The sequence below is a fragment of the Runella zeae DSM 19591 genome, from assembly GCF_000423565.1.
GTDB classification, from domain to species: Bacteria; Bacteroidota; Bacteroidia; order Cytophagales; family Spirosomataceae; genus Runella; species Runella zeae.
The window spans coordinates 426,284-449,828 of record NZ_KE384036.1 but is presented as its reverse complement, the minus strand read 5'-3'; the positions used below and the strand labels follow the sequence as shown (position 1 = coordinate 449,828).

Annotated in this window: 18 protein-coding genes; 10 read left to right on the top strand and 8 right to left on the bottom strand. The window is 42.7% G+C overall.

Translation table 11 applies throughout. The features are described from left to right. Positions 1-127: 127 nt before the first annotated feature. Both G563_RS0120400 and G563_RS0120395 read left to right on the top strand, forming a co-directional pair. Positions 128-496 carry a hypothetical protein gene (locus tag G563_RS0120400; RefSeq protein WP_028666940.1) on the top strand — a complete coding sequence of 123 codons (369 nt, stop codon included), beginning with the start codon at positions 128-130 and terminating at the stop codon, positions 494-496. Positions 497-581: 85 nt separating this feature from the next. Further along, positions 582-959 (top strand): hypothetical protein, encoded by a 378-nt coding sequence (locus G563_RS0120395; protein WP_028666939.1) that lies wholly within the window; start codon positions 582-584, stop codon positions 957-959. A gap of 62 nt (positions 960-1,021) precedes the next feature. On the opposite strand, the gene uvrC is transcribed toward G563_RS0120395, so the two are convergent. Continuing rightward, entirely contained in the window at positions 1,022-2,827 is a 1,806-nt protein-coding gene (gene uvrC / locus G563_RS0120390) for an excinuclease ABC subunit UvrC (protein WP_028666938.1), read from the bottom strand. An 87-nt stretch (positions 2,828-2,914) separates the two neighbouring features. Next, positions 2,915-5,527 (bottom strand): cation-translocating P-type ATPase, encoded by a 2,613-nt coding sequence (locus tag G563_RS0120385; RefSeq protein ID WP_310586562.1) that lies wholly within the window; start codon positions 5,525-5,527, stop codon positions 2,915-2,917. Between the two features lie 44 nt (positions 5,528-5,571). Between G563_RS0120385 and G563_RS0120380 the strand changes: the two genes are divergently transcribed. Next, complete coding sequence (locus G563_RS0120380) at positions 5,572-7,752, top strand: penicillin acylase family protein (RefSeq protein WP_028666936.1); 2,181 nt, start codon at positions 5,572-5,574, stop codon at positions 7,750-7,752. Positions 7,753-7,764: 12 nt separating this feature from the next. Then, positions 7,765-7,998 carry a DUF3820 family protein gene (locus G563_RS0120375; RefSeq protein WP_028666935.1) on the top strand — a complete coding sequence of 78 codons (234 nt, stop codon included), beginning with the start codon at positions 7,765-7,767 and terminating at the stop codon, positions 7,996-7,998. 97 nt (positions 7,999-8,095) lie between these two features. On the opposite strand, the gene G563_RS0120370 is transcribed toward G563_RS0120375, so the two are convergent. The 3 genes from G563_RS0120370 to G563_RS0120360 are packed head-to-tail and all read right to left on the bottom strand — an operon-like array spanning position 8,096 to position 12,674. Then, positions 8,096-10,003: a S9 family peptidase gene (locus G563_RS0120370; protein WP_037327590.1), complete on the bottom strand. Its 1,908-nt coding sequence runs from the start codon at positions 10,001-10,003 to the stop codon at positions 8,096-8,098. Positions 10,004-10,037: 34 nt separating this feature from the next. Continuing rightward, the gene (locus tag G563_RS0120365; RefSeq protein ID WP_028666933.1) at positions 10,038-10,910 is read right to left on the bottom strand and encodes a helix-turn-helix domain-containing protein; all 873 of its coding nucleotides are present in this window, start codon (positions 10,908-10,910) and stop codon (positions 10,038-10,040) included. A 45-nt stretch (positions 10,911-10,955) separates the two neighbouring features. Beyond that, on the bottom strand, positions 10,956-12,674 hold the full coding sequence (locus tag G563_RS0120360) for an alpha-amylase family protein (protein ID WP_028666932.1): 1,719 nt from the start codon (positions 12,672-12,674) through the stop codon (positions 10,956-10,958). A 159-nt stretch (positions 12,675-12,833) separates the two neighbouring features. Here G563_RS0120360 and G563_RS0120355 point away from each other — a divergent pair, with 159 nt between their 5' ends. The 6 genes from G563_RS0120355 (at position 12,834) to G563_RS0120330 (ending at position 19,850) form a co-directional block, all read left to right on the top strand. Further along, entirely contained in the window at positions 12,834-13,964 is a 1,131-nt protein-coding gene (locus G563_RS0120355; protein ID WP_028666931.1) for a glycosyltransferase, read from the top strand. A gap of 149 nt (positions 13,965-14,113) precedes the next feature. Next, positions 14,114-15,523 (top strand): glycoside hydrolase family 140 protein, encoded by a 1,410-nt coding sequence (locus G563_RS35405; RefSeq protein WP_211235296.1) that lies wholly within the window; start codon positions 14,114-14,116, stop codon positions 15,521-15,523. A gap of 13 nt (positions 15,524-15,536) precedes the next feature. Further along, complete coding sequence (locus G563_RS0120345; protein WP_028666930.1) at positions 15,537-16,751, top strand: ABC transporter permease; 1,215 nt, start codon at positions 15,537-15,539, stop codon at positions 16,749-16,751. Between the two features lie 79 nt (positions 16,752-16,830). Further along, the gene (ligA, locus tag G563_RS0120340) at positions 16,831-18,912 is read left to right on the top strand and encodes an NAD-dependent DNA ligase LigA (protein ID WP_028666929.1); all 2,082 of its coding nucleotides are present in this window, start codon (positions 16,831-16,833) and stop codon (positions 18,910-18,912) included. Between the two features lie 52 nt (positions 18,913-18,964). Further along, on the top strand, positions 18,965-19,501 hold the full coding sequence (pyrR, locus tag G563_RS0120335) for a bifunctional pyr operon transcriptional regulator/uracil phosphoribosyltransferase PyrR (RefSeq protein WP_028666928.1): 537 nt from the start codon (positions 18,965-18,967) through the stop codon (positions 19,499-19,501). Between the two features lie 19 nt (positions 19,502-19,520). Continuing rightward, positions 19,521-19,850, top strand: a complete 330-nt coding sequence (locus G563_RS0120330; RefSeq protein ID WP_028666927.1) for a nucleotide pyrophosphohydrolase — start codon at positions 19,521-19,523, stop codon at positions 19,848-19,850. Between the two features lie 32 nt (positions 19,851-19,882). Here the strand turns inward: G563_RS0120330 and G563_RS0120325 are convergent, their stop codons facing one another. Genes G563_RS0120325 through G563_RS0120315 form a run of 3 tightly spaced genes read right to left on the bottom strand, consistent with a single transcriptional unit; the run spans position 19,883 to position 23,498 of the window. Next, positions 19,883-20,707, bottom strand: coding sequence for a hypothetical protein (locus G563_RS0120325; protein WP_028666926.1), 825 nt, complete (start codon positions 20,705-20,707; stop codon positions 19,883-19,885). A gap of 6 nt (positions 20,708-20,713) precedes the next feature. After that, positions 20,714-20,923 carry a hypothetical protein gene (locus tag G563_RS0120320; protein ID WP_157585505.1) on the bottom strand — a complete coding sequence of 70 codons (210 nt, stop codon included), beginning with the start codon at positions 20,921-20,923 and terminating at the stop codon, positions 20,714-20,716. A 25-nt stretch (positions 20,924-20,948) separates the two neighbouring features. Further along, a complete protein-coding gene (locus tag G563_RS0120315) occupies positions 20,949-23,498 on the bottom strand; it encodes a PspC domain-containing protein (RefSeq protein WP_028666924.1) in 2,550 nt (849 codons plus the stop codon). Between the last annotated feature and the right edge of the window lie 47 nt (positions 23,499-23,545).

Genomic DNA, 23,545 nt, shown 5'->3' with positions numbered 1-23,545 from the left:
TAATCAATGAATTTGTGACTCGAACAGAGGTTAGTAAATTTATAAATTTTTATTGTATAATTATTATACAATAAAAAAGTTTTTGCTAATTTTGCCTTGAAATAGTTACAAAAACAAATGTTGACAAATGAAAAAGCTACTTGTTATTACGCTTACACTATTTTTTAGTGTCGTCTTTAATGGATTTTCACAGTCCACGGCTTCCGCAGATTTTTATGCCGGCAAATGGGAGATTGCCGTAGCAGGTACACCGCGTGGTGATATTGTATTTAAGACCAACTTGACACGAAAAGACGGCAAACTCACAGGTGAATTGGTAACAGATGACACCAAACGCCCTATTACTAAAATTGAAGAAAGCGATAAAAAATTGGTCATCTATTTTGAGTCTTCCCAAGGAGGAGAGATTTCGATTGATTTAGATAAAATAGACAACAACACGCTCAAAGGGGCACTCATGAGTTTTGAAGCAAATGCCAAAAGAGTGAAAGAATAACTTGAGGAAAGTTGTCTATGAATCACTAAAACCGGTATAACCTGTCTCGAATCCAACTTAAAAATCAATTTAACAAATCAATCCAATGAAAAAATCAATTGTATTCGCTCTCGCATTTGTGGTTGGGGTAGTCCTTCAAGGATTTGCACAAACTGATAAGCCTGCCACTGACTTTTTTGTGGGGAAATGGGAGATTTTGGTAGTAGGTACACCCAACGGTGATGCTAAATTTGCAACTGAGTTGAGCCGCAAAGACGGCAAACTGAAAGGAGAGTTAGAAATGCCCACCGGAGACAACAAAGAGAAGATTCCGACCACGATTGAAGAAGGCGACGGAAAAATTACAATTTACTTCTCTACCCAAGGGTATGATGTCAACATCGACCTTAGCAAAGTAGATGACAACAATCTCAAAGGAACCCTCATGAATATGTTTGAGGCAAAGGCAGTAAGGCTAAAATAGAAGAAGAAAACTTGGCAAGTTTTATTGGTTGGATGCTTAAACTTGCCAAGTATATTTCAAAATTACTGCTCTATATTGGCAAAATATTCTTTGACTTTGTGGGCTTTGTCTTTTCCTACAAACTCCGCAATTTTTTCTTCTTCTGCCTCGCGAATAGCCTTTACGCTTCTAAATTCTTTGAGGAGGTTGGCGGCAGTTTTTTTGCCGATTCCCTCTATGTTTTCTAATTCGCTCACAATCGCCGCTCTACTCCGCTTGTCGCGGTGATAAGTGATGGCAAAGCGGTGCGCTTCGTCGCGGATTTGTTGAATAAGCCGCAGTGATTCTGATTTTTTGTCGATATAAAGCGGCAGAGTATCTTCGGGAAAGTAGATTTCTTCGAGGCGCTTGGCAATCCCTACGATAGGTATTTTGCCGTATAGCCCAATGCCCTTGAGCGCATCGCAAGCGGCACTCAATTGGCCTTTGCCACCATCTATGACAATCAAATCGGGGAGCTCGGCTTGCTCTTCGAGTAAGCGTGTATAGCGCCGCGTCACTACTTCGTGCATACTCGCAAAGTCATTAGGCCCTACTACGGTTTTGATGGTAAAATGTCGATAATCTTTCTTAGAAGGTCGCCCTTCTTTAAAACACACCATCGCCGCTACGGGATTAGTGCCTTGGATATTGGAGTTGTCAAAACATTCGATATGCCGTGGGAGGCTTTTAAGTTGTAAATCAGCTTTGAGTTTAATCAAAACACGGTCGCGGCGATTGGTAGTGGCACTTGCTTCGATGAGCTTGCGTTCGGCTTTTTCTTTACGGAAAAAATGAACGTTTTTGAGCGCCATATCCAGCAAACTCCGTTTATCACCAATTTTGGGAATGGTGATTTCGGCTTTAAAATCTACGCTGATATCGATATTGGAAATGATTTCTTTGGCGTCGCTTTCAAAGGTGGTGCGCATTTCAAAAAGCACGAGTGCCAAGATTTCCTCGTCGGTTTCGTCGAGTTTTTTCTTGATTTCGAGGGTTTGGGCACCGTTGATATAGCCATTGACGATTTTGAGATAATTGACGTAGGCCGCTTCTTCGTCCGAGGCAATCGCTATGATGTCCACATTGCCAATTTTGGGATTTACTACCGTCGATTTGGCTTGGAAATTTTGTAAGGTTTCGAGCTTTTGCTTCCATTGGTGAGCCTTCTCAAACTCCAATTTTTCGGCAGCTTCCATCATATTTTTTTTGAAATACTGCTGCGGAATAGTGAGTTGCCCTTTCAATATTTGATGAATCTGGGCGATTTCTTCTTCGTATTCTTCGCGTGGTTGTTTGCCTTCGCAGGGGCCTTTGCAGCGTTTGAGGTGGTATTCCATGCAGACCTTAAACTTGCCATCTTCGATATTTTGGGGGGTAAGGTTGAGGGAGCAAGTCCGCAAAGTATACAATTCGCGAAACATATCAAGCAGATGATACATACCCTTTACGTTGGCAAAAGGGCCATAAAAAGTACCCGTCTTTTTCTCTACCCTCCGAGTACTTTCAACGCGCGGAAAAGGTTCGTTAAAGACCTTGATAAAAGGATAAGATTTATCGTCGCGCAAGAGAATATTGAAGCGCGGCTGGTATTTTTTGATGAGCTGATTTTCGAGCAATAAAGCGTCAAATTCTGTATGAACAATGGTATATTCGATACGCCTAATCTGACTTACCAAGCGGCGGGTTTTGCGGTCGGGGTGATTTTTGATAAAATAACTACTTACCCGATTGCGGAGATTTTTGGCTTTTCCTACGTAAATAATTTCTTCTTCTTCGCTAAAATAACGGTAAACTCCTGGTTCAGAGGGGATTTTGGCTAACTCGGCTTTGGCGTCAAAAACAGACATATCGGTGGTTGCTCCTGATTTTTATCTTAAATGAATACTTCTTAAACACAAAATACCTAAAGTTTGTCCCCAATCAAAAAGTGGATTTTAAGATATTGAGTGGGGTGTAGGTTTATCGGCTTTTTGTCTTTTTTGCCATTTGTAGATTTCAAACCATACTGTGGCCAAAAAACCAATCGCCGAAGAGATACCAAAGTCTTTGCTAGACAAAGGAGATAACTGGAAAAAATCAGCAAACAATGGTATATAAATCAAAGCAAACAGCATCAGCACGGTCAATAAAATAATGCCTAGTAAGAGGTTGTTTTTGTACTGAAAACTCGTCAAGAGCGATTCACGAAAGGAGCGATTGACCAAGGTCAAAAATACATTGGCGATTACCAAAGTCGTAAAAACTATTGTACGAGTAAGGGGTTCATCATAACCCTGATGAAGGGCATATTGGTAAGCCATCAAAGTGCCAAGGGTAATGATGAACCCTTGTATGATGCTGATAGATAATTCTTTAAGGCTCAAAAACGTATCAGTAAGGGGGCGGGGTGGTTGGCGCATGCTGTTTTTTTCAAGAGGCTCGTTTTCATAAACAATCGAGCAAGTTGGCCCCATGATGAGTTCCAAAAAAATAACATGAACGGGCGTGAAAATCGCGGGATAGGCCCACCCCAAAATCAGCGGAATAGCCACTGTCAAAATGATAGGAATATGAATGGAGATAATATACTGAATGGCTTTTTTGAGGTTATTATAAATTTTTCGACCCATGGCTACGGCATCCACCATTTTTCCGAAATCATCGTCCATTAAAATCAGCGAGGAAGCTTGCTTGGCAATCTCGGAGCCGCGCTTACCCATAGCAATGCCGATGTGGGCCGCCTTGAGCGCTGGCCCATCATTGACTCCGTCGCCTGTCATACCTACTATTTGGTGTTGGGTTTTTAAGGTGTTGATAATCTTTAGTTTGACTTCTGGAAACATACGCGTAAAAATGCTCGTTTCGGCAATCTTACGGGCTTGTGTGTCGGCATCTAGTTGGAGAAGTTCTTGCCCGGTAATCGGGGGCGTGGAACTGCGAAAATGCGCTTGCTTGGCAATAGCCGCCGTAGTGAGGGAGTTGTCGCCTGTGATGATTTTGACCTGAATTCCGGCATCATAAAATTGCTTGAAAACATGCCCAATGTTGGGTTTAGGAGGGTCATAAAAACCAACCAATCCTAAAAATTTGAACGAAAAATCTTGTTGTTCTTCGGGAAAAACTTCGCCGTCATAAGAGGCAATGCCTACGCCTAGTACTCGGAGACCATCAGAGGCTAGGGTGGCTATTTTCTGACGACAATGTGACTGCTCCTTTTCAGAAAGCTGCGCGAGTTGGATAATCCCTTCGGGGGCTCCTTTGCAAGCGACGATGCGTTGATGAGCCTCATTTTCAAAGATATGAGTCATCATAGGAGGCTTGCCCGAAAGGGGATATTCATGGATAAATTTGTAAAGAGGGCGCTCGTCGACGGAGGCCAATCGTTGATAGATTTCGTGAAGTGCCTTCTCCATAGGGTCAAAAGGTACGGGTTCGCTGGCCCACATCGCGGTAGCGATAAGCCGTTGGGCCGCCGCTTCGTGCCATTGTTGAGGAGCAAGAGTTTGGTCAGTTTCAAACACATAAATCCGATGAAGCTCCATTTTGTTTTCGGTGATAGTGCCCGTTTTGTCGGTACAAATGACAGTCGCCGAACCGAGCGCCTCGACAGTTTGGGTTTGTTTCACAATCACCCCTTGCTGCATCAACCGCCACGCCCCCAAAGCCATAAAAGTGGCAAAAGCCACGGGGATTTCTTCGGGCAATACCGACATTGCAATGGTAAGCCCTTTGAGTAAGCTTGCCAAAATATCGCGCGATTGGAAATAATTAATCCCCCAAATCAACAGGAAAACTACTATGCCCACGGCCGCCATTTTTTTGACGAAGTTTTCGATTTGTAATTGAAGGGGTGTTTTTTCGGTTTCAATTTCTTGAAGAGACTTGCCAATTTGACCTAGCTTGGTGTGGACTCCAACGGCTGTTACTTCAAATATACATTGACCCGACTGCACCAATGAGCCTCGATATACTTCGCTATTATCGGCTGTATTGAGTTCTTTATGAATCGCAAATGCTTCGCCCGTGAGAAGAGATTCATTGATAGAGAAGTCATTGATTTGTTTTACTTTCCCATCGGCAGGCACAAGCTCACCTTCCGAGACCACTACATAATCGCCCACCACTACCTCATCGACAGAGATTTCAGCGAGTTGATTGTTGCGAATCACGTTGGCCGCTGCTTGCGAAAAGCTTTTAAGTGCTTCCAATGCTTTTTTGCTACGCGAATCTTGGTAAAACGAAATCGTGGATACTAGCACAATGGCCCCTAGCATGAAAAAACCTTCGGATGTTTCGCCCAACGAAAAATAAATGACAGTGCAGGCTACCAACAATAAAAACATCGGCTCTGTGACGGCATCTTTGAGTGAGCCTAGCCAAGCATTGTTGGTGTTTTTTTGGAGAGAATTGTCACCATTTTTTTGACGAGAAACTACCACTTCATTGTCAGAAAGCCCTTCAAAAGGATAAGGATTGGCAGCCATACTAAAATTGAGTTGAAATTTAGTTTTGAGCTTGTCGGCGTAATTGATAAGTTTGCTAAAGCTACAAATAATCGTGGCAATCATTAAAAATTATTCATCTACAAACATCCTCATCCTTTTTTCTACCTATGAAACAACTCTTCTTACTGTGTCTCCTGCCTACTTTTGTATGGGGGCAGCGTTTTACCACCGCTGAACTCACTCGATACCAGCAACAAGCCAATCGGGTCACTATTGTGCGCGATAATTGGGGTATTCCGCATATTTATGGCAAAAGCGACGCCGATGCGGTTTTTGGACTTTTGTATGCTCAATGTGAAGATGATTTTAAACGGGTAGAACTCAACTATATCGAAAAATTAGGCCGACTCTCAGAGCTAAATGGAGAAAAAGACTTGTACAACGATTTGCAAATCAGGCTACTTATCGATACTACTGAGGCCATAGCAGACTACAAAAAAGCAGCTCCTTGGCTCAAAAAACTATTGAACGCGTACGCCGATGGTATCAATTTCTTTTTGCACAAAAATCCGCAAATAAAACCCCGTCTCTTGACAAAGTTTCAACCTTGGTATCCATTACTTTGGACCGACGGGAGTATTGGGGCTATTAGTACGGCTGACTTGACGGTGACCGACCTCAAAAATTTTTATTCGGGTGAGGCTACGGCAGCGATTCCCGAACCCAAAGACCCAGAGTATCAAACAGGTTCTAACGGCTTTGCGTTCGCGCCTTCCAAAACAGCCTCAGGCAATGCCATTTTGTACATCAATCCACACGTTACGTTTTATTTCCGTCCTGAGGTACAAGTCGTAAGCGAAGAAGGCTTGCATGCCTATGGAGCAGTGACATGGGGGCAATTTTTTGTCTATCAGGGTTTTAACCAATATTGTGGTTGGATGCACACTTCTTGCAACGTAGATGTAGCAGATATGTATGCCGAAAAGGTTGTTAAAAAAGGCAATACGTTTTTTTATGAATACGAGCAAAAATTAAAACCTGTTACGGAAAAGCAAATCACAATTAAATACTTAGACGGAACGGTGTTGAAGTCTAAAACTTTTACAATATACTATACGCATCATGGGCCGATTATGGCCAAAAGAGATGGCAAATGGGTAAGCCTCCGTTCGTTTAATCGCTCCCTGACGAGCTTGATACAAAGCTGGCAACGCACCAAAGCAAAAGGATTTGATGATTACAAAAAAGTGATGGATTTGAAAGCAAATACTTCCAACAGTACGGTTTTTGCTGATAATAAAGGAAACATCGCCTATTGGCACGGAAACTACGTACCCGTACGCGACAAAAGCATGAATTGGTCGAAAGTAATGGATGGGAGTGTAGCTACTACCGAGTGGAAAGGACTACATTCGGTGGATGAGACGGTGCATATTTATAATCCTGCCAACGGATGGTTACAAAACTGCAATTCGACGCCTTATACTGCCGCCGGTGAAAATAGCCCCAAAAAATCGGATTATCCAGCCTATATGGCTCCTGACGGTGAAAACTTCCGTGGCGTAAATGCGGTGCGCGTATTGAGTGCGGGGTCGGGTTATACTATCGACAAAGTCATTGAAGCGGGCTATGATACCTATTTGTCGGCTTTTGAGGTATTGATTCCTGCCCTTGTAAAAGCTTTTGACCAAAGTATAAAACCGACAGATTCGCTGTATGCGCAGTTGGCTGCGCCGATGGATATATTAAGAAAGTGGGATTATCATACTTCTGAACAATCCATAGCGGCAACTTTGGCTATCGAATGGGCACAAAAATTGACCCCTACCATCATGCGGCTATACATCAACGAAGGTGAAGCCGATCAAGTACAAAATACCAAACGCTTTGTGGCTTCGGCTACACCTTCTCAGTTGATTACGCCTTTTGTTACGACACTTGGTGAACTCAAAACGCGCTTTGGAAAATGGAACATGCCTTGGGGGGAAATCAATCGTTTTCAAAGATTAACGGGAGATATTCAGAGCAAATACGATGACAATCAGCCGAGTATTCCGGTGGGTTTTGCTTCGGCTATGTGGGGGATGCTTCCCTCTTACAATAGTCGTCCGTATGCTGGTACACAAAAACGCTACGGAGTGAGTGGAAATAGTTTCATTTGTGCGATAGAATTTGGTCCACGTATCAAAGCTAAGTCACTGTTGGCAGGTGGAGAAAGCGGCGACCCTGCTTCAAAACATTTCAACGACCAAAGTGAGATGTATGCCAAAGGGAAATTTAAAGAGGTATTGTTTTACAAAGAAGATGTTCTGAAGAATGCAGAACGAACTTATCATCCTGGACAATAAATTTTGACAAAAATGAGTGATTTCAATCCTCAATTACTGGAGGAATTGGTGAAGATACCGATGCCATTTGGCAAGTACAAAGGCGTGTTGTTGTGCGATTTGCCTGAGCCGTATTTGGTGTGGTTTTATAAAAATGGCTTTCCACAGGGAAAACTAGGCGTTTTGCTTGCTACTATGTACGAAATCAAACTCAATGGGTTGGAGTATCTGCTAAGACCTTTGAAAGAAAAATATCCGAAAATGTAGTAATTCCTGTGGCATTCTAGAGTGAGATAAAATTTTTTAGAGACCTTCCAAGTTTTCAGAACTTGGAAGGTCTTCTTTTTTATTATTAGAAAGAGAATTACAATGTTTCTTTAAGCCACTTGAAAAATTCACGTTGCCAAACCTGCGCATTTTGAGCGTGCAGTACCCAGTGATTTTCGTCAAGCAATACCACGAGTCGGCTCTTAATACCTCTGAGTTGGGCGGCTTGGAAAGCTTGTAGGCTTTGTTCGAGTGGTACGCGATAGTCTTTACCTCCCTGAAAAATCAAAATAGGAGCGTCCCATTTTGCTACAAAATTGCTAGGAGAAAATTCACGGTAAGATTTTTGGGCAGCTAGGTTTTTTGTATCCCAATAAGCACCACCATAATCCCAATCCGGAAACCACACTTCTTCGGTGCTTCCATACATAGAGCGAAAATCAAAGATGCCATCGTGGGCGATAAAAGTCTTGAAGCGTTTTTGGTGCATGCCCGCCAGCATAAATGCCGAATAGCCTCCATAGCTTGCTCCCACGCATCCTAGACGATTTTTATCAACAAAAACTTCTTTGCTTACATTGTCGATAGCACTCAGATAATCTTGCATCACAATACCACCGTGGTCTTTGCTAATTTGTTCGTTCCAGCGCGTACCGTGGCCTGGCATTCCACGCCGATTGGGAGCTACCACTATGTATCCTTGCGAAGCCATTAGTTGAAAATTCCAACGGAAAGAGTAAAACTGCGTAAGGGGGCTTTGCGGACCACCCTGACAATAAAGCAAAGCGGGGTATTTTTGTTTAGGGTCAAAGTTGGGTGGATAAATCACCCATACTAGCATGTTTTTGCCATCAACAGTTTTGACAAAACGACGTTCAGTTTTACACATACTTAGTTTGGAGTAGGTGTCGTCGTTGACATGGGTGAGTTGGGTCAATTGTCCATCCGTAAGATTGACGCTGTAGAGTTCGGCTGCGTGGTTCATATCACTACGACTCACGATGAGGGTATTACCGCTTTGCCCTACGATAGCACTAACGTCAAAGTCTCCTTTGGTAATCTGCGAAATCATCGGCATCATTTTGGTGAGGCCCGGATAAGTCACTTTAAATAACTGCAATGTACCATTGGTGGGGGCGATAAAAAAGAGGCTTCGCCCATCTTCATTCCACGTATAGCTTTCGACATGAATATCGTCCCTTTGCGCTGTGAGGTTCATTTTGGTAGTGCCATTGCTCACGATAAGGTCTTGTTTGTCAGATTCATACCCGTCTCGTTTCATTTGTAGCCACGCCATTTGCCCATGCTGATTGAAAGTGGGGTTGATGTCGTAGCCCTTGTTTTCTTCGGTGAGATTGGTGGTGGTTCCGGTCGCAATATCATAAGCATACAAGTCGGTATTGGTACTAATGGCATAAGGTGTACCAAATTTTTTCTTGGCAACGTACACTACTTTTTTACCATCAGTACTCCAGACAAAATCTTCATCGCCTCCAAAAGGTTTTTGAGGACAATCATAGGGTTCTCCTTGCATCAGGTCTTTGGCAGGGTCTCCGTTGATGGGGGTAAGCATTACGTGTCCAAACTTCCCGTCTTCCCACTCATCCCAGTGGCGATAGTTGAGTTGGTCATAAATGAGGACATTGCTTTTGGGTAGGTCAGGATAAAAATCACTGCCGCTTATTTTTTTGATTTTTACTTCTTCGCTGCTGATTTTGTATTTGCCATCAGGCGATATTTTGGTGTTGGCAAGCAGACTGTCAGCGTTTTTGATTTCGGTTGGTGTACCACCGTTGATTGGGATGATGTAGGTTTTACTGCTGCTTTTGTCGGTCTCGATGTTGGGTGTGCTAACGCTATAAACCACATATTTACTATCCTTTGAAATACCTCGCCCACTTACTCTTCCTAGCTTCCAGAGCTGGTCGGGGGTAAGGGACGTTTGTGCTTCTGCCACTATACTGACAGCCAAAAACAACAAAAAAGAAAGTTTTTTGGGATACATATCGACTATTGTTAGAAGATTGATAAAGCTGTTTTTAAACAAAAGTACGGGTGCCAGAATAATTCTCGCGGAATTCCTTGGGAGTGCATTTATGCTTTTTCTTAAAGATACGGTTAAAATAAGAAAGGTTGTTGAACCCACATCTAAATGAAACCTCCGAAATCGTAAGGGTCGTATCAATAAGCAGTCGAGAAGCATGACCCAAGCGAATACCATTGAGACTGTCGATAAATGTTTTTCCCGTTCGTTTGCGCATAAATCTACTAAAACCTACCTCTGTCATGTTGACTATCTTGGACATGTCTTCGAGCGAAATGTCTTTTTCATAATTAGCTTTCATGAACTCAAAAGCTTTTTCGATACGACGGCTGTTGTAGGCAGTATTTTCGTTGACAAACGAAGAACTAGTTAGGGTTTGGACGTGGCGCGAAAGCGATAATTCGTGCAGCAGAGACATCAGATCCATTACCGAATCAAATCCGCTTTTTTGTTGGAGTGACAGAAGTCGAGGCTTAATGCTTTGAATAGTTTCTTCAGGAAACGAAATCCCACGGGCGGAGCGTTCGAGCATGGTTCGGATGAAACTGAGCTGATTGCGCTTTAAAAACTTATCGTCAAAAAGATCGCGGTGAAACTGAATCGTTGTTTCGTGGATTTCGCTACTGACGCATTCGTGCATAAACCACCCGTGCGGGATATTAGAACCTACCAGCACTAGTTCCAAATTAGAGATGGTCTCGATATTGTCACCCACGATTCTTCTAGCGCCTTGCCCTCCTTCGATAAAATTCAGTTCGTACTCTTCGTGATAATGAAGCGGAAAGTCGAACTTGTCTTTTATCCGAGTAAATACCATGAAGCAATCGTTGTCGGTCAGGGGTGTTATTTCGTGATAAATGTTGCTCATTGAGCTAGGAAAGTAGTTTAAAATCAGCCAAATGGTTGCTAGGGGTTATTTTATTTCAAAAACCCGCACACTATTTGCATTTATTGAAAGAGGAATGCCTTCATTAGCATTTATATTTATGGTTTGGGGATATTGAAAAATTTCTTTTAATGTATATTTCCCTTGGTTCGACAGCCCCATAGTTTCCCAAGCATGAGCAGGGATATTGATAGTGGTTTGAGTACCATTATATAAATCAAAATTGCAGACAATCAGGAGCTTCTGTTGGTCAGTATGACGGAGATAAGTATACATTTTGGCGTCGTTGTATCCGCTACTTTGGCCACCGTTGTTGGCGTATTGTAAGTCATAAAAATGTCCTTTTTGAATTGCTTCGCTGGTATGGACAAGATGTAGTAAATCGGCATAAAACTGTCGTAGTTTTTTCTGATCATCGTTGAGCTGACCGCCGTCAAATTTACCGTCGTTTACCCAAGCTTGAAATTCGGGTACACCCCAATAATCAAACATCGTAGTACGGCCATCTTCGCCCGAAAATCCTTCCGCTAGTGTAGGATTTACCCCCACTTCTTGGCCAAAATACAACATCAGAGGCCCTCCATGAAGCGTAGCCGAAACTACCATCGCAGGGATGGCATAAAAGGGGTTTTTGGCAAAATACTTAGAGGCAATGCGTTGTTCGTCGTGATTTTCCAAAAAGCGTAGCATTCGATTGGCAAAATCTCCCGATTCTTGTTGCCAGACACGTGTAATATCGCCCGTATGGCCGTGGCCTTCCATGAGGCGGCGTAGGGAGTCATACAGCCCTACTTTATCGTACAAGTAGTCAAATTTGCCATTGAAGAGGTAATTGCGGTACTCGGCTGGATTGTAGATTTCGGCAATGAAAATGGTCTTTGGATACACTTTTTTGACTTCAGGAATCACCCACCCCCAAAATTCAAAGGGTACCATTTCGGCCATATCACAACGGAATCCGTCTACACCTTTGGCGGCCCAATACAGCAGGATGTCACGCATTTTGAGCCAAGTGCTAGGAGTAGGCTCAAAGTGCCGGGTGCGTCCATTGAGATAATCGACGCCGTAGTTGAGCTTGATTGTTTCAAACCAGTCGTTGATACTAGGTTTGGCTGAAAAAACGTCATTTCCAGTAGCTTTTGCTGGAAACTCTTCATAGGGAAAAGTGGAAATACGAGGAGGAATCGGAACATTGTCGGGAACAACAAATTTCCGATGAGGAAGGTAATAGAAATTGTTTTGGGGATTAAATGCTTCATTCTCATGGTCTTCTTGACCGAAGTCTTTGACGCCTTCGGGTTTCATATCCGACTTGTATTGACGAGCCACGTGATTGGGAACAAAATCAATAATGACTTTTAAATCAGCTTCGTGCGAGCGTTTGATGAGTGCTTCAAACTCCGCCATCCGATGCCGCACATCTACCGCTAAATCAGGGTCAACATCGTAGTAATCTTTGATGGCATAAGGCGAACCCGCGATTCCTTTTACCACATAGGGGTTGTCTTTTGGAATTCCATAAGCCGAATAATCGGTCATCGTGGCGTGTTCGATTACGCCTGTATACCATGCATGAGTAATGCCAAATTTTTTGAGTTCTTGAAGAGCCGTAGAGGTAATATCATTGAATTTGCCGACCCCATTTTCGTCGCGAGTGCCGTAAAATTTGTTGGTGCTATTAAGATTGCCAAAAAGGCGAGTGTAGATTTGATATACAACAATTTTGTCAGATTGTGGTGAATTCATATAAGGTTTCAGTTTGGGGGATGGTTGGGCGGTGGTTAAGAGTGCCAATAAATAAAAAAAGAGCCAAATATTGGCTTTAAGAAGATTTTTCATGTGTCATAGGTTTGAAAAAAGTAGCTACTTTTTTCAAAAATACGGGGATTAGCCCATATTTGCAAAATGTATTCACCTCCCAAACGTCGCCGCGTCTTACTGCTCAGTACGGTTCATTCTGTAATAGACCCGCGTATAATGGGCAAAATCAGACCTGCGCTTTTGCCACATTATGAGGTGTATTGTGCTTTAGTGAAAACCCATTCGGCGGACGACTCTTTATCTCTAACACAAAAATTAAACCTACATGCTTTTGCTAATTTCCGTCGATTGCTATGGCGGTTGGTATGGCTACATCCACAGGCCCTATGGTATTTTCTAAAAATCCGACCGCAGATTGTTCACATTTTTGTGGCCGAATTGCTGCCTTTGGCTTTTGTATTTCGTTGGTTAGGGGCGGAGGTAATTTATGAAGTACAGGAAAATTTGTACAAAAAAATTCCTTTGAAATCTTACAATCGTGGTTGGTTTTTTGAGCGAATGTTTCGCCATTTTGACCAACAAGCAAGACGGTTTTTTAAGTTTGTATTGACGGAAGATGCTTATTTGCAGGAATATAAAAATCTGTTACGCCCTTTTGCGGTTGTTCACAATTTTGCGGAGTCGAGATGGCTTTCATGGCCCTTGCCTCAGCCATATTACCACAGTCCTAGTTTTTTTTATGCGGGAGTAATTAGTCTCGAACGAGGCTTCGACACGATGGTGGCAGCGCTCAAAAAAGTCAGTTTGCAGTATCCAAATGTCCACCTTCGACTATTTGGGCATTTACGTATTTCGGAGGAGAGTCTTCGGGATTTGTCAGATTATGAAGCCATGCAAAACCACCTTACTTTTTACGGTTATGTTTCGCAAAAGCAAGCTTTTGAGTACGCCAAAACCTCCTTAGCCGGGATTGTTTTGTTAAAACCCGTCGGTGATTATGTTGATTCTTATCCTACTAAGTTGTTTGATTATATGGCTTTGGGGTTACCGGTCATTACTTCAGATTTACCTTTATTGAAGGAAGTGATAGAGGCTCATAAGTGTGGATTTTGTGTTTCGGCTTACGATGCTGATAGCCTAGCTCATACCATGATAACTTGTATCGAAAATCCTGGTTTGATGTCTCAAATGGGACGGAATGGGAAAGAAGCTGTAATCAATAAGTACAATTGGGAACGAGAAGCTGCTAGTTTGTTAAATCTCTACGAAAATTGAATAAAAACAATCTATGAATCTCCCAATTGAAGCGGCTGAAAATTCAAGTTTTGACTGCTTTTTTGGTAAAAGTATTCCTACCTTCGCTTTTTCAATTATTAGTCTAAAGCCTTATCACAGTTTACTGTCGTTTTTTAACTCATATTGATATGAAAGCTGTTTGTTTTGGTATTTGTTTTTTGATGCTAATGACCTCTCGGATTCAAGCTCAACCTGCCCCCAAACAAGCCCAGTGGTCTAAACTGTACATTGTACCTGATAAAAGAGTGATTACTCGGGGAGATGGTAAACCTTTTTTTTGGTTGGGAGATACGGCTTGGGAGTTGTTTCATCGTCTTACCAAAGAGGAAACAGATTATTACCTCAAACGCCGAGCCGAACAAGGTTTTACGGTGATTCAAGCGGTAGCTTTGGCCGAATTTGACGGACTTACACAGCCTAACCAGTACGGGCAGCTTCCACTCAAAAACAACGACCCCACCCAACCCAACGAGCTATATTTTCAGCATGTCGATTACGTCATCAATAAAGCGGCTTCGCTCGGAATGATGGTTGGGCTACTGCCTACTTGGGGAGATAAATTCAATAAAAAATGGGGGATTGGCCCCGAAATTTTTACGCCACAAAATGCAAAAATATATGGCGAATGGCTCGCTAAACGTTACAAAGGTAGACCTGTAATTTGGATATTAGGAGGTGATCGAAGCCCAGAATCAGAAAAACATTTTGACATCATCAGAGCCATGGCCGAGGGTATCAAAAGTGGTAGCGGCGCAACGCAGCTTATCACTTATCACCCTATGGGAAATAGCAATTCGGCGGGCTTTTTTCATAAAGACAACTGGCTCAATATCAATATGTACCAGTCGGGGCATTCGGCCAAAAATGCTAAAAACTATGTGATGCAGCGACAAAATTACCAGCTTTTTCCCGTCAAACCTACCCTCGACGGAGAGCCTCGCTACGAGGACCATCCGGTAGATTGGAAACCAGAGCAAGATTATTTCAACTCGCACGATGTACGCCAAGCAGCATGGTGGGCGATGTTGGCCGGCGGCTGTGGACATACCTATGGCAACCATAATGTTTGGCAGTTTTTTGACCCAAACCGCAACAAACCCGTTTCATCTGCTCGTACGCATTGGCGCCGGGCGCTTGACCAAGAAGGCGCGTGGCAAATGGGATATTTGAAAAAACTATACGAAGCTCATCCTTGGCAACAACTCGTACCAAACCAAGCCATTGTGAAAGGTGATAACCCCGAAAATGCGGGCTATCAAATGGCAGCCATGGGCGAAAACAAAGATTTTTTGATAGCTTATACGCCAGTAGGGCGTGCTTTGAAGATAGATTTGGGGCAATTGACAAGTACTCAATTGGTGGCTTATTGGTACAATCCACGCGATGGTGTTTCTACCAAAATTGGGGATTATGCCAACGACGGGGTGAAGGAATTTAAGGCACCAGTGACCTGCCCTACTTGCGATTGGACTCTTGTTGTAGATGATGCCACCAAGCCGTGGGCGGGTTATGGTTTACCCAAAAACACCAAAAAGTAGAATTAACAAACGCATGAACTTTCCATTTTTTATAGCGCGACGCTATTTTAGTTCGAAAAAAAAGAAAAGCTTTATCAGTCTGATTTCCAACATGTCCATGTTGGGGGTAGGGGTAGGTACGATGGCACTCGTGATTGTGATGTCGGTTTTTAATGGCATGGAGGAACTTAATCGACAGCTTTTTCGAAGCTTTGACCCTGATTTGAAAATAACCCCTACCAGCGGTAAAAGATTTGTGATAGAACCTACAAAACTAAAGCAACTCAGCCAATTGGAAGGTGTAAAGTTTGTCACCCAAGTGATTGAAGACAATGCACTTGCGAGCTATGGTGGCCGCAGGGTGTTGGTAAAACTCAAGGGTGTGGATGAGACATTTTCTCAACGCAAACAGCTCGATACAGCTATGATAGAAGGAAAACTGCTCCTAAACGACCGTGATGAGCTGAAAGCAGTGGTAGGAGCAACGGTACAGCAGATGTTGGGTATCAATACCAACGATATTTTTACTCCATTAGAGCTTGCCTATCCCCGAAGTGATACCCGTACCCTCAATCTCAATTCGCCTGATGCCTTCAATGAGCAGATTATCCGTGTGGGAGGTGTGTATATGTTGGAATTGCGCTTTGATGATTATGTCATTGTGCCTTTACAGTTTGCGTCTTCGCTTTTGGGATATGGCGATAAACGCTCCGCTTTGGAGATTCAACTGACGCCCCAATCCAACCCCGACCGTATCAAGGCAGTGGTGGCGTCACAGCTTGGGGAAGGGTTTCGAGTACAAACGCGCGATGAGCAAAACGCAGATTTGCTGAGAGCTATCCGACTCGAAAAACTTTTTGTGACTATCACGCTTGGCCTGATTATTTTGGTAGCTGCTGTCAATATCTTCTTCTCGCTTTCAATGCTTGTCATCGAAAAAAAGGACGATATTCGAATGCTATTTGCGATGGGAGCTACGGCGTCGCTTGTGAAAAAAATCTTTTTGTTTGAAGGAGCTTTGGTCGCTTTTACGGGCGCTATTGTAGGACTAGTGATGGGGGTGATTATTTGTTGGCTTCAACAAACCTACGGTTTTGTGTCGATGGGTATGATAAGCTCGTTGGTAGATGCTTATCCTGTCAAAATGCAATGGCAAGATTTTGTAATAACGACCTTTACCGTAATCCTCGTAACGATGATTGTGTCTTATGTACCTGCTAAAAGAGCTTCTTTGAGTCCTATACGTTAGCGACGTTTTATTCCCTCATGAATATGCTTGCCCGAATGATCTTTTGTATGTTACTTAGCTGCGAAAACAATCACAACCCATGAACCCAGCCGAACGAATTGTCGAACTTTCTGATTTGCTGAATTACTACAATCATCGTTATTATCAAGAGAGTGTATCCGAAATCAGTGATTATGAATTTGATAAGTTGTTGGAAGAACTTATCCAACTCGAAAATCAATATCCTCATCTAAAACAATCCGACTCACCCACACAGCGAGTGGGAGGAACGATTACCAAAAACTTTGAAACCATAGCACATCGCTATCCGATGCTTTCGTTGGGCAATACCTACAACGAACAAGACCTCAGAGATTTTGACGAAAGGGTGCGAAAAGGACTCAACGGAGAAGCATACGAATATGTGTGCGAACTCAAATTTGATGGTATTTCATTGAGCATGACTTACGAAAATGGAGTGCTCAAACGAGGGGTGACTCGGGGCGATGGTACACGAGGAGACGACATTACGGCCAATGTCAGAACGATTAAAACCCTTCCTTTGAAGATTCGGGCCACCCAAATACCTGCCAATTTTGAGGTGAGAGGAGAAGGGTTTATGCCTAATAGTGTTTTTGAGAAATTGAACAAAGAACTAGAAGACGCTGACGAAACCACCTACGCCAATCCTCGCAATGCTGCGTCGGGTGCTTTTAAGTTGCAGGATTCGACCGAAGTAGCACGGCGTCAACTTGATTGTTATGTGTATTATTTCTTAGCCGACGATGAGGTATTTTCTACTCACTCAGATAGTTTGCTAGCCCTCAAATCTTGGGGTTTCAATGTATCGCCAAGCTGGGAAAAATGCGCTACTATCGAAGATGTACTAAATTATATTCATCAGTGGGAAACCAAGCGGCATAGTTTGCCGCTAGCTACCGACGGGATTGTCATAAAAGTAAATTCTATTGCGCAGCAGCGTGAACTTGGGTTTACGGCCAAAAGCCCCCGCTGGGCTATTGCCTACAAATACAAAGCCGAAAATAAACCAGGCGTATTGCGTTCTGTATCTTACCAAGTAGGCCGTACGGGGGCGTTGACTCCCGTGGCTAACCTTGACAATTTAGAACAAAACGGCAAAGGGCTGTGGCTTTCTGGTACAAGAGTAAAGCGAGCATCGCTTCATAATGCCAACGAAATAGAACGCCTTGGTCTGCTTCTCAATGATGTGGTTTTTGTGGAGAAAGGTGGCGAAATCATTCCCAAAATCACGGGTGTAGACCAAACTGCTCGGGCTACAAGGCTCACTTTCCCGATTCAGTTTCCCACTCATTGTCCCGAGTGTGGTACCGAGTTGGTTAGAAAAGAAGGAGAAGCTAATCATTATTGCCCCAACGAACGCGGTTGTCCGCCGCAATTGCGCGGAAAAGTAGAGCATTTTATTCACCGAAAAGCGATGAATATTGATAGCTTAGGCGAAGGAAAAATTGAGCTATTGTTTGATAAAAAACTGATTCAACAACCCGCCGATTTGTATGATTTAAGTTATGAAAAGCTGTTTGGATTAGAAAAAGTTATTGTGGATGATGAGACAGGTAAAACCAAAAGAATTGGGTTTAAGGAGAAGACTGTCGAGAATATCTTGAAGGGAATTGAGCAGTCTAAGCAAGTGCCTTTTAAGCAAGTGTTGTTTGCGATTGGAATTCGCTTTGTGGGAGCTACGGTGGCCGAGAAGCTAGCGGCTTATTTCAAAAATATCGACGCCTTAATGAATGCCGATTTTGAAACGCTACGTCAGGTACCTGAGATTGGCGAAAAAATCGCCCAAAGCATCGTAGACTTTTTTGCCGAGCCTGCTAATCGGGAGTATGTCACCCGTTTACGGGCGGCAGGTTTGAAAATGGAAACAGATGATGCTCCTATTGTGGTAGAATCCAATGCATTGGAAGGCAAATCATTTCTTTATACAGGTACTTTTGGAAATATGACCCGTGAAGAGTTGGAAAATAAAATCGAAGCCAATGGAGGAAAACTGGTAAGTGGGGTATCTGCCAAACTCAACTTCTTGATTGTAGGCGAAAAACCGGGCGCTTCAAAAGTGGATAAAGCAACCAAATTAGGAGTAAAAATGATTTCGGGAGAAGAGTTTTTAGCAATGATTGGTAGCCTAAATGGTGAATAACGCTCAAGCGTGCGCAAGCACGCATGGTGAGACTAAAAATAGAATGGATATTATGAATCAACATCGTCTTATATTGAGCAGCCCTTTGCTCGAAATTATGGTGAGCCGACTTTGTCAACAAGTCATCGAAAATCACCAAGAATTTTCTGATTCAGTTTTGTTGGGACTTCAGCCTAGGGGCATTTATTTTGCCGAAAGGATAGCCAACGAACTTCGCCAAATTACGGGTTTACACATTCCGTTGGGGTATTTGGATGCCACTTTTTACCGAGACGATTTCCGGCGGCGTGAGCCACTCAAACCCAATGCCACCAAAGTAAATTTTGTGATAGAAGAAAAGAAAGTAATTCTCATCGACGATGTACTGGCAACCGGCCGGATGGTACGCGCTGCACTAGATGCTATGCAGGCATTTGGGCGTCCTCGAAAGGTAGAGTTGTTGGTTTTGATAGATCGGCAGTATAATCGAGAGATTCCGGTTGAACCAGATTATACAGGTATGAAAGTCAATACTTTAGATACGCAACGTGTATTGGTAGAATGGCGTGAGCAAGGCCACGAAGCAGACCGGATTTGGATTGTGGATTAAAAAAATAGACTAAGAAAATATGACTTTAGAACAAGCCCAACAAGAGGTAGATAAGTGGATAAAGACTTATGGCGTTAGGTATTTTAGTGAATTGACCAATATGGCTATTTTGACCGAAGAAGTAGGAGAACTTGCGCGTATCATGGCGCGTACCTACGGTGATCAGTCGTTTAAAAAATCAGATTTGGAGAAAAATCTACCCGATGAAATGGCCGATGTGCTGTGGGTATTGCTTTGCTTGGCCAATCAAACAGGAGTAAATTTAACGGAAGCATTTGAGAAAAATCTGGCTAAAAAGACCCAAAGAGATGCCACTCGACACTTAGACAACGAAAAATTAAAGTCCTAAGTTTAAGGCTGATTTTGAGTGACAACTACCCATTAGTTACAAGAAAGCTCATAGCTGTATACCGTTTCGCGAAGGGTATTGTTGGTGGTTTTGTATTTAAGCACTGCCAAAGTCGGCACCCGTTTTAGGTTATATTGGTACGAAGCCTCTACGCTTTGGCCAGAGGCAGTGTAGTTGAGAGGGTTGCGTCGACTAGGCGCACGGCCCGTTAACAAATTGATGAGTTGAATTCCCTGCGAAAAAGCGTAAATATTCACCTTATCGTCGAAGTTGCCATATTCGGCGGCTAGGCTGTCTGCTTGCATTAGAGGTGTTTTTACAAACCATTTTACGGCATTCCCTTCAGTATCGTATTCCCATTTGGACGAGACTCCTCGCCGTGACGAGAGTTCCGTAAGCCGATTGTTGGGGTCGTATTTGACAAATAAAGTATCTTCCGAACGTGCACCAGAATTATATACTCTTTGCACTTCTATTGCTTCTAGAATATTTTTATTGTTGTAAGTCAGGTTATAAATAAAGTTTTGGTCACGAACTGCTAAATTGGTTTCTCTAAACTGCAAAATTCTACTTTTGGAGTCGTACACAAACGAGTATCTTTTGAGAAGGCGATTGCTTTGGGGGATGCCACCATATTCAAATACACGCGTAAGACGGCGCAAGGAATCATACTCATAAGTTTTGAGCAAGGCATCATTGATTCTTTCTGACATCAAAATGCAAGAAGAAAGTGCCGTAGAATCTACGGAAATAGGATTGGTATCATCGTTTTTGGGGCGACAGCTTTCAGATACAAAAAAGCCAATCAACACCACTCCCAAAAGTATTCCTAAAAGATTGCTAAATTTTTTTGGCATATACACTTATTGCATTGTTACTGGTATACTAAATAATAAATCAAAAAAAATGCCAATATTGTGATTCTTCTTTGACTGGCGATTTTGTGTAAAAAGAGCGCCTTTAAGGCGCAATTTATACCAAAGCGAAAAGACCATTTTCAATACAGCAAAAAGAATGCCTAATTGAATCTTAAAGAAGATATTAAAAAAAATGGCTGCCCAGAAGGCAGCCATAAACAGGATGTTATGTTTTTTCTTTTTAGTTTTCACCTTGCCGACGTATGCGACTCAATCCATTTGCATTTGAAGTCAGATTAGGGATATTGCCCATGTTGGCTTTGCTTACGCCTGAGGCTTCAACTTTAGCCGTCTGAATGTTCATTTGCTCAGCATCTAGCCAACAAGTCCCTGCCAAATTTGCCTCTAAGTTTTTGGCACTTCCGCGCAATTCTGCTTTGGATGTTCCTGAGATACTTAAATCAAGTCTTTGGACATCCACGTTGATAAGGGTTTTGGAAGCACCTGCAATGTTTACTTTAAGCGAACTAAGGTTGTTGAAATTTTCGATACGGGATAAAGTGGCTCCTGAAAAATCTATTTCTTCGACGCTAGGTACTACGATAGTCAAACCTATTCTTTTTTGGCGCCCTGTGAGTTTGATATTTCGGCGATTTTCGACGCGCAAAGTGCCATCTTCTACTTTTACTTCCACTTCGTCTAGCGAATCCTCACTGCCGTCGGCTATTACTTTGTGCGTCTCTCCTTTTTTAACAGTTACCACAAATGCTCCTCCCACTCTGATTTTATTGAAATTCGCTACATCAAACTGCTTGCTCATTTCACCTTTTTTGTCAAAAGAGCGGTCAAAGGCTTCGTTGAGACCCGACTCAATATCGTCGCTAAGTTCGTCTATTTCGTTGTCGTCGCTATAGTTGTTGTCGTCGTTGCTTTGCTCTACCACAGGGCGGTCAAGACATACCAATCCCGAATCTCTTGAAATACTCCAACGTACGTTTTTGAAAAGCTCGTCATTGATTTCGAGGTCATATTCTTTTTGGGCGGTGTGGCGAACTCCCCAAAAGTGGTCGTAAAAGTCGCGACTCATTCTAAATGCTTTATCGTAAGGCATATAAAGTGTCATTGTGAGGCGTTGACCACGGAAGCGAGAGGCCTTGCTGGAGAGAGTGAAATCTTCGTCAAACAGCAGAGAAGAATCACTTTGAGTTACATTATAAAGAATATTGGAAGCATTAAACTCGGCATCTTGACGCGACCTACCTTGTGAGCGAAAACGAAGCTCCAATTTGGCCACATTACCTTCATAACCTTCTAAATCTAAATGAGTATTGTTGTAGTTGCCGCTTGAGTTTTGATTTTTTAAATCAATCAATAGTGGCGTTTGTGGAAGCGTATAAGTCTGTACTTTTTCTACGGTGCCTTCTCTTCTAAAATTGGCTCCATATCGAAATCCAAAAATCGTACTTCCGACAATCCCCACCAAAAATAACCCAAGTAAAGTTTGCCAAACCGCCGACGAAAATTTGTTTTCTTTTGCGAGAAGCGATACCCCAAGCCATCCAATAGCCGCAAAAGGAGCACCTACCGCAAAAAAGAGAAAAATATAAGCCATGGGAGATACTTCACCGATAAAAAAGTGAAGAGGCATAAGATCATTATCAATATCTCCAAAATCCCAAGTTCCTAATCCCAGCACCGCAAGCAGTGCCGTAATAAGTCCTAACAAGGCTCCTGAGCTAATCGCTACGAGCATCAGCCCTGCGAAGATTCTCATAACTACTACCAAAAAGCGCATCAGGGGAGTCAGCCCATTAAAAACAATCGCTACGGCACGGAAAGGAAACAACAATAATTTTGTAAGGATATTTTCTTCTCTTTGTTCAGGTTGTAGTGCTTTCTTTACGTTAGTTTCTATGTTTTCGAGGGTGATAGGCTGGCCTTTCATCTCCATTTTTTCGGTGAGGGTGTTGGCCCGAGGTGTAATCAACCACAAAATAATGTAGAGCAAAAACCCTGTACCAAACAATAAAATGCTCAATACCCATACAAATCGGACTACCCCCAAATCCACTCCAAAATAAGCGGCTACGCCTGCGGCAACTCCGCCTACTACTTTTTTGTCAGGATTGCGGTAAAACTTCTTGATGCTCTTGTCTTCTTCAAGTGTATGAGATCCTGGAAAAGAGATCCAAAACGCGATGTACATTAAAAATGAAATTCCGCTCAAAGGACCAAAAAACTCAATGCTATCCCCTCCAAATACGCCTCCACTCAAGGCAGGTAGTCCCATGAAAAAGAGTAAGAAAAGAAGTCTTACCAAAAGAGGGTCTACATTGAAATAATGGGCAATTCCAGCACATACGCCTCCCAAAAGCTTACGTTTGGTATCGCGAACGAGTTTGCGAGGAGCAGTAGTAGTGGAAGAAGAAGTATACGAGGCGCTGGGAGTGGACCCAACTGCTTCGGTTGAAGTTGGAACTGTGGTAGTTTGTACTACTTCGTTGGCCAAGTCTTCTTCTTCTTGAATAGCTTCAAAATCCGAAACAGTACCCATACTTTTGATGAGTTCCTCGACATCCTCAAGGCTAATTACCTGCTTTTCGGTGGCTTTTTGTTTGTTTAAGAATTTTTCGGCAATCCTTCCTTCAATATCAGAAATGATTTCCTTACTATCTTCGTAAGTGGAGAAGTACTTTTGGATTGAGTTTAGGTAATTTCTAAGTTTATCGTAACCGTCTTCTTCAATATAAAAAATTAGACCGGCGATATTAATGCTAATAGTCTTTTTCATGGCAATGGATGCTGGCGCATCAGTTAACAGTTGTCCGTTTTGTTTGT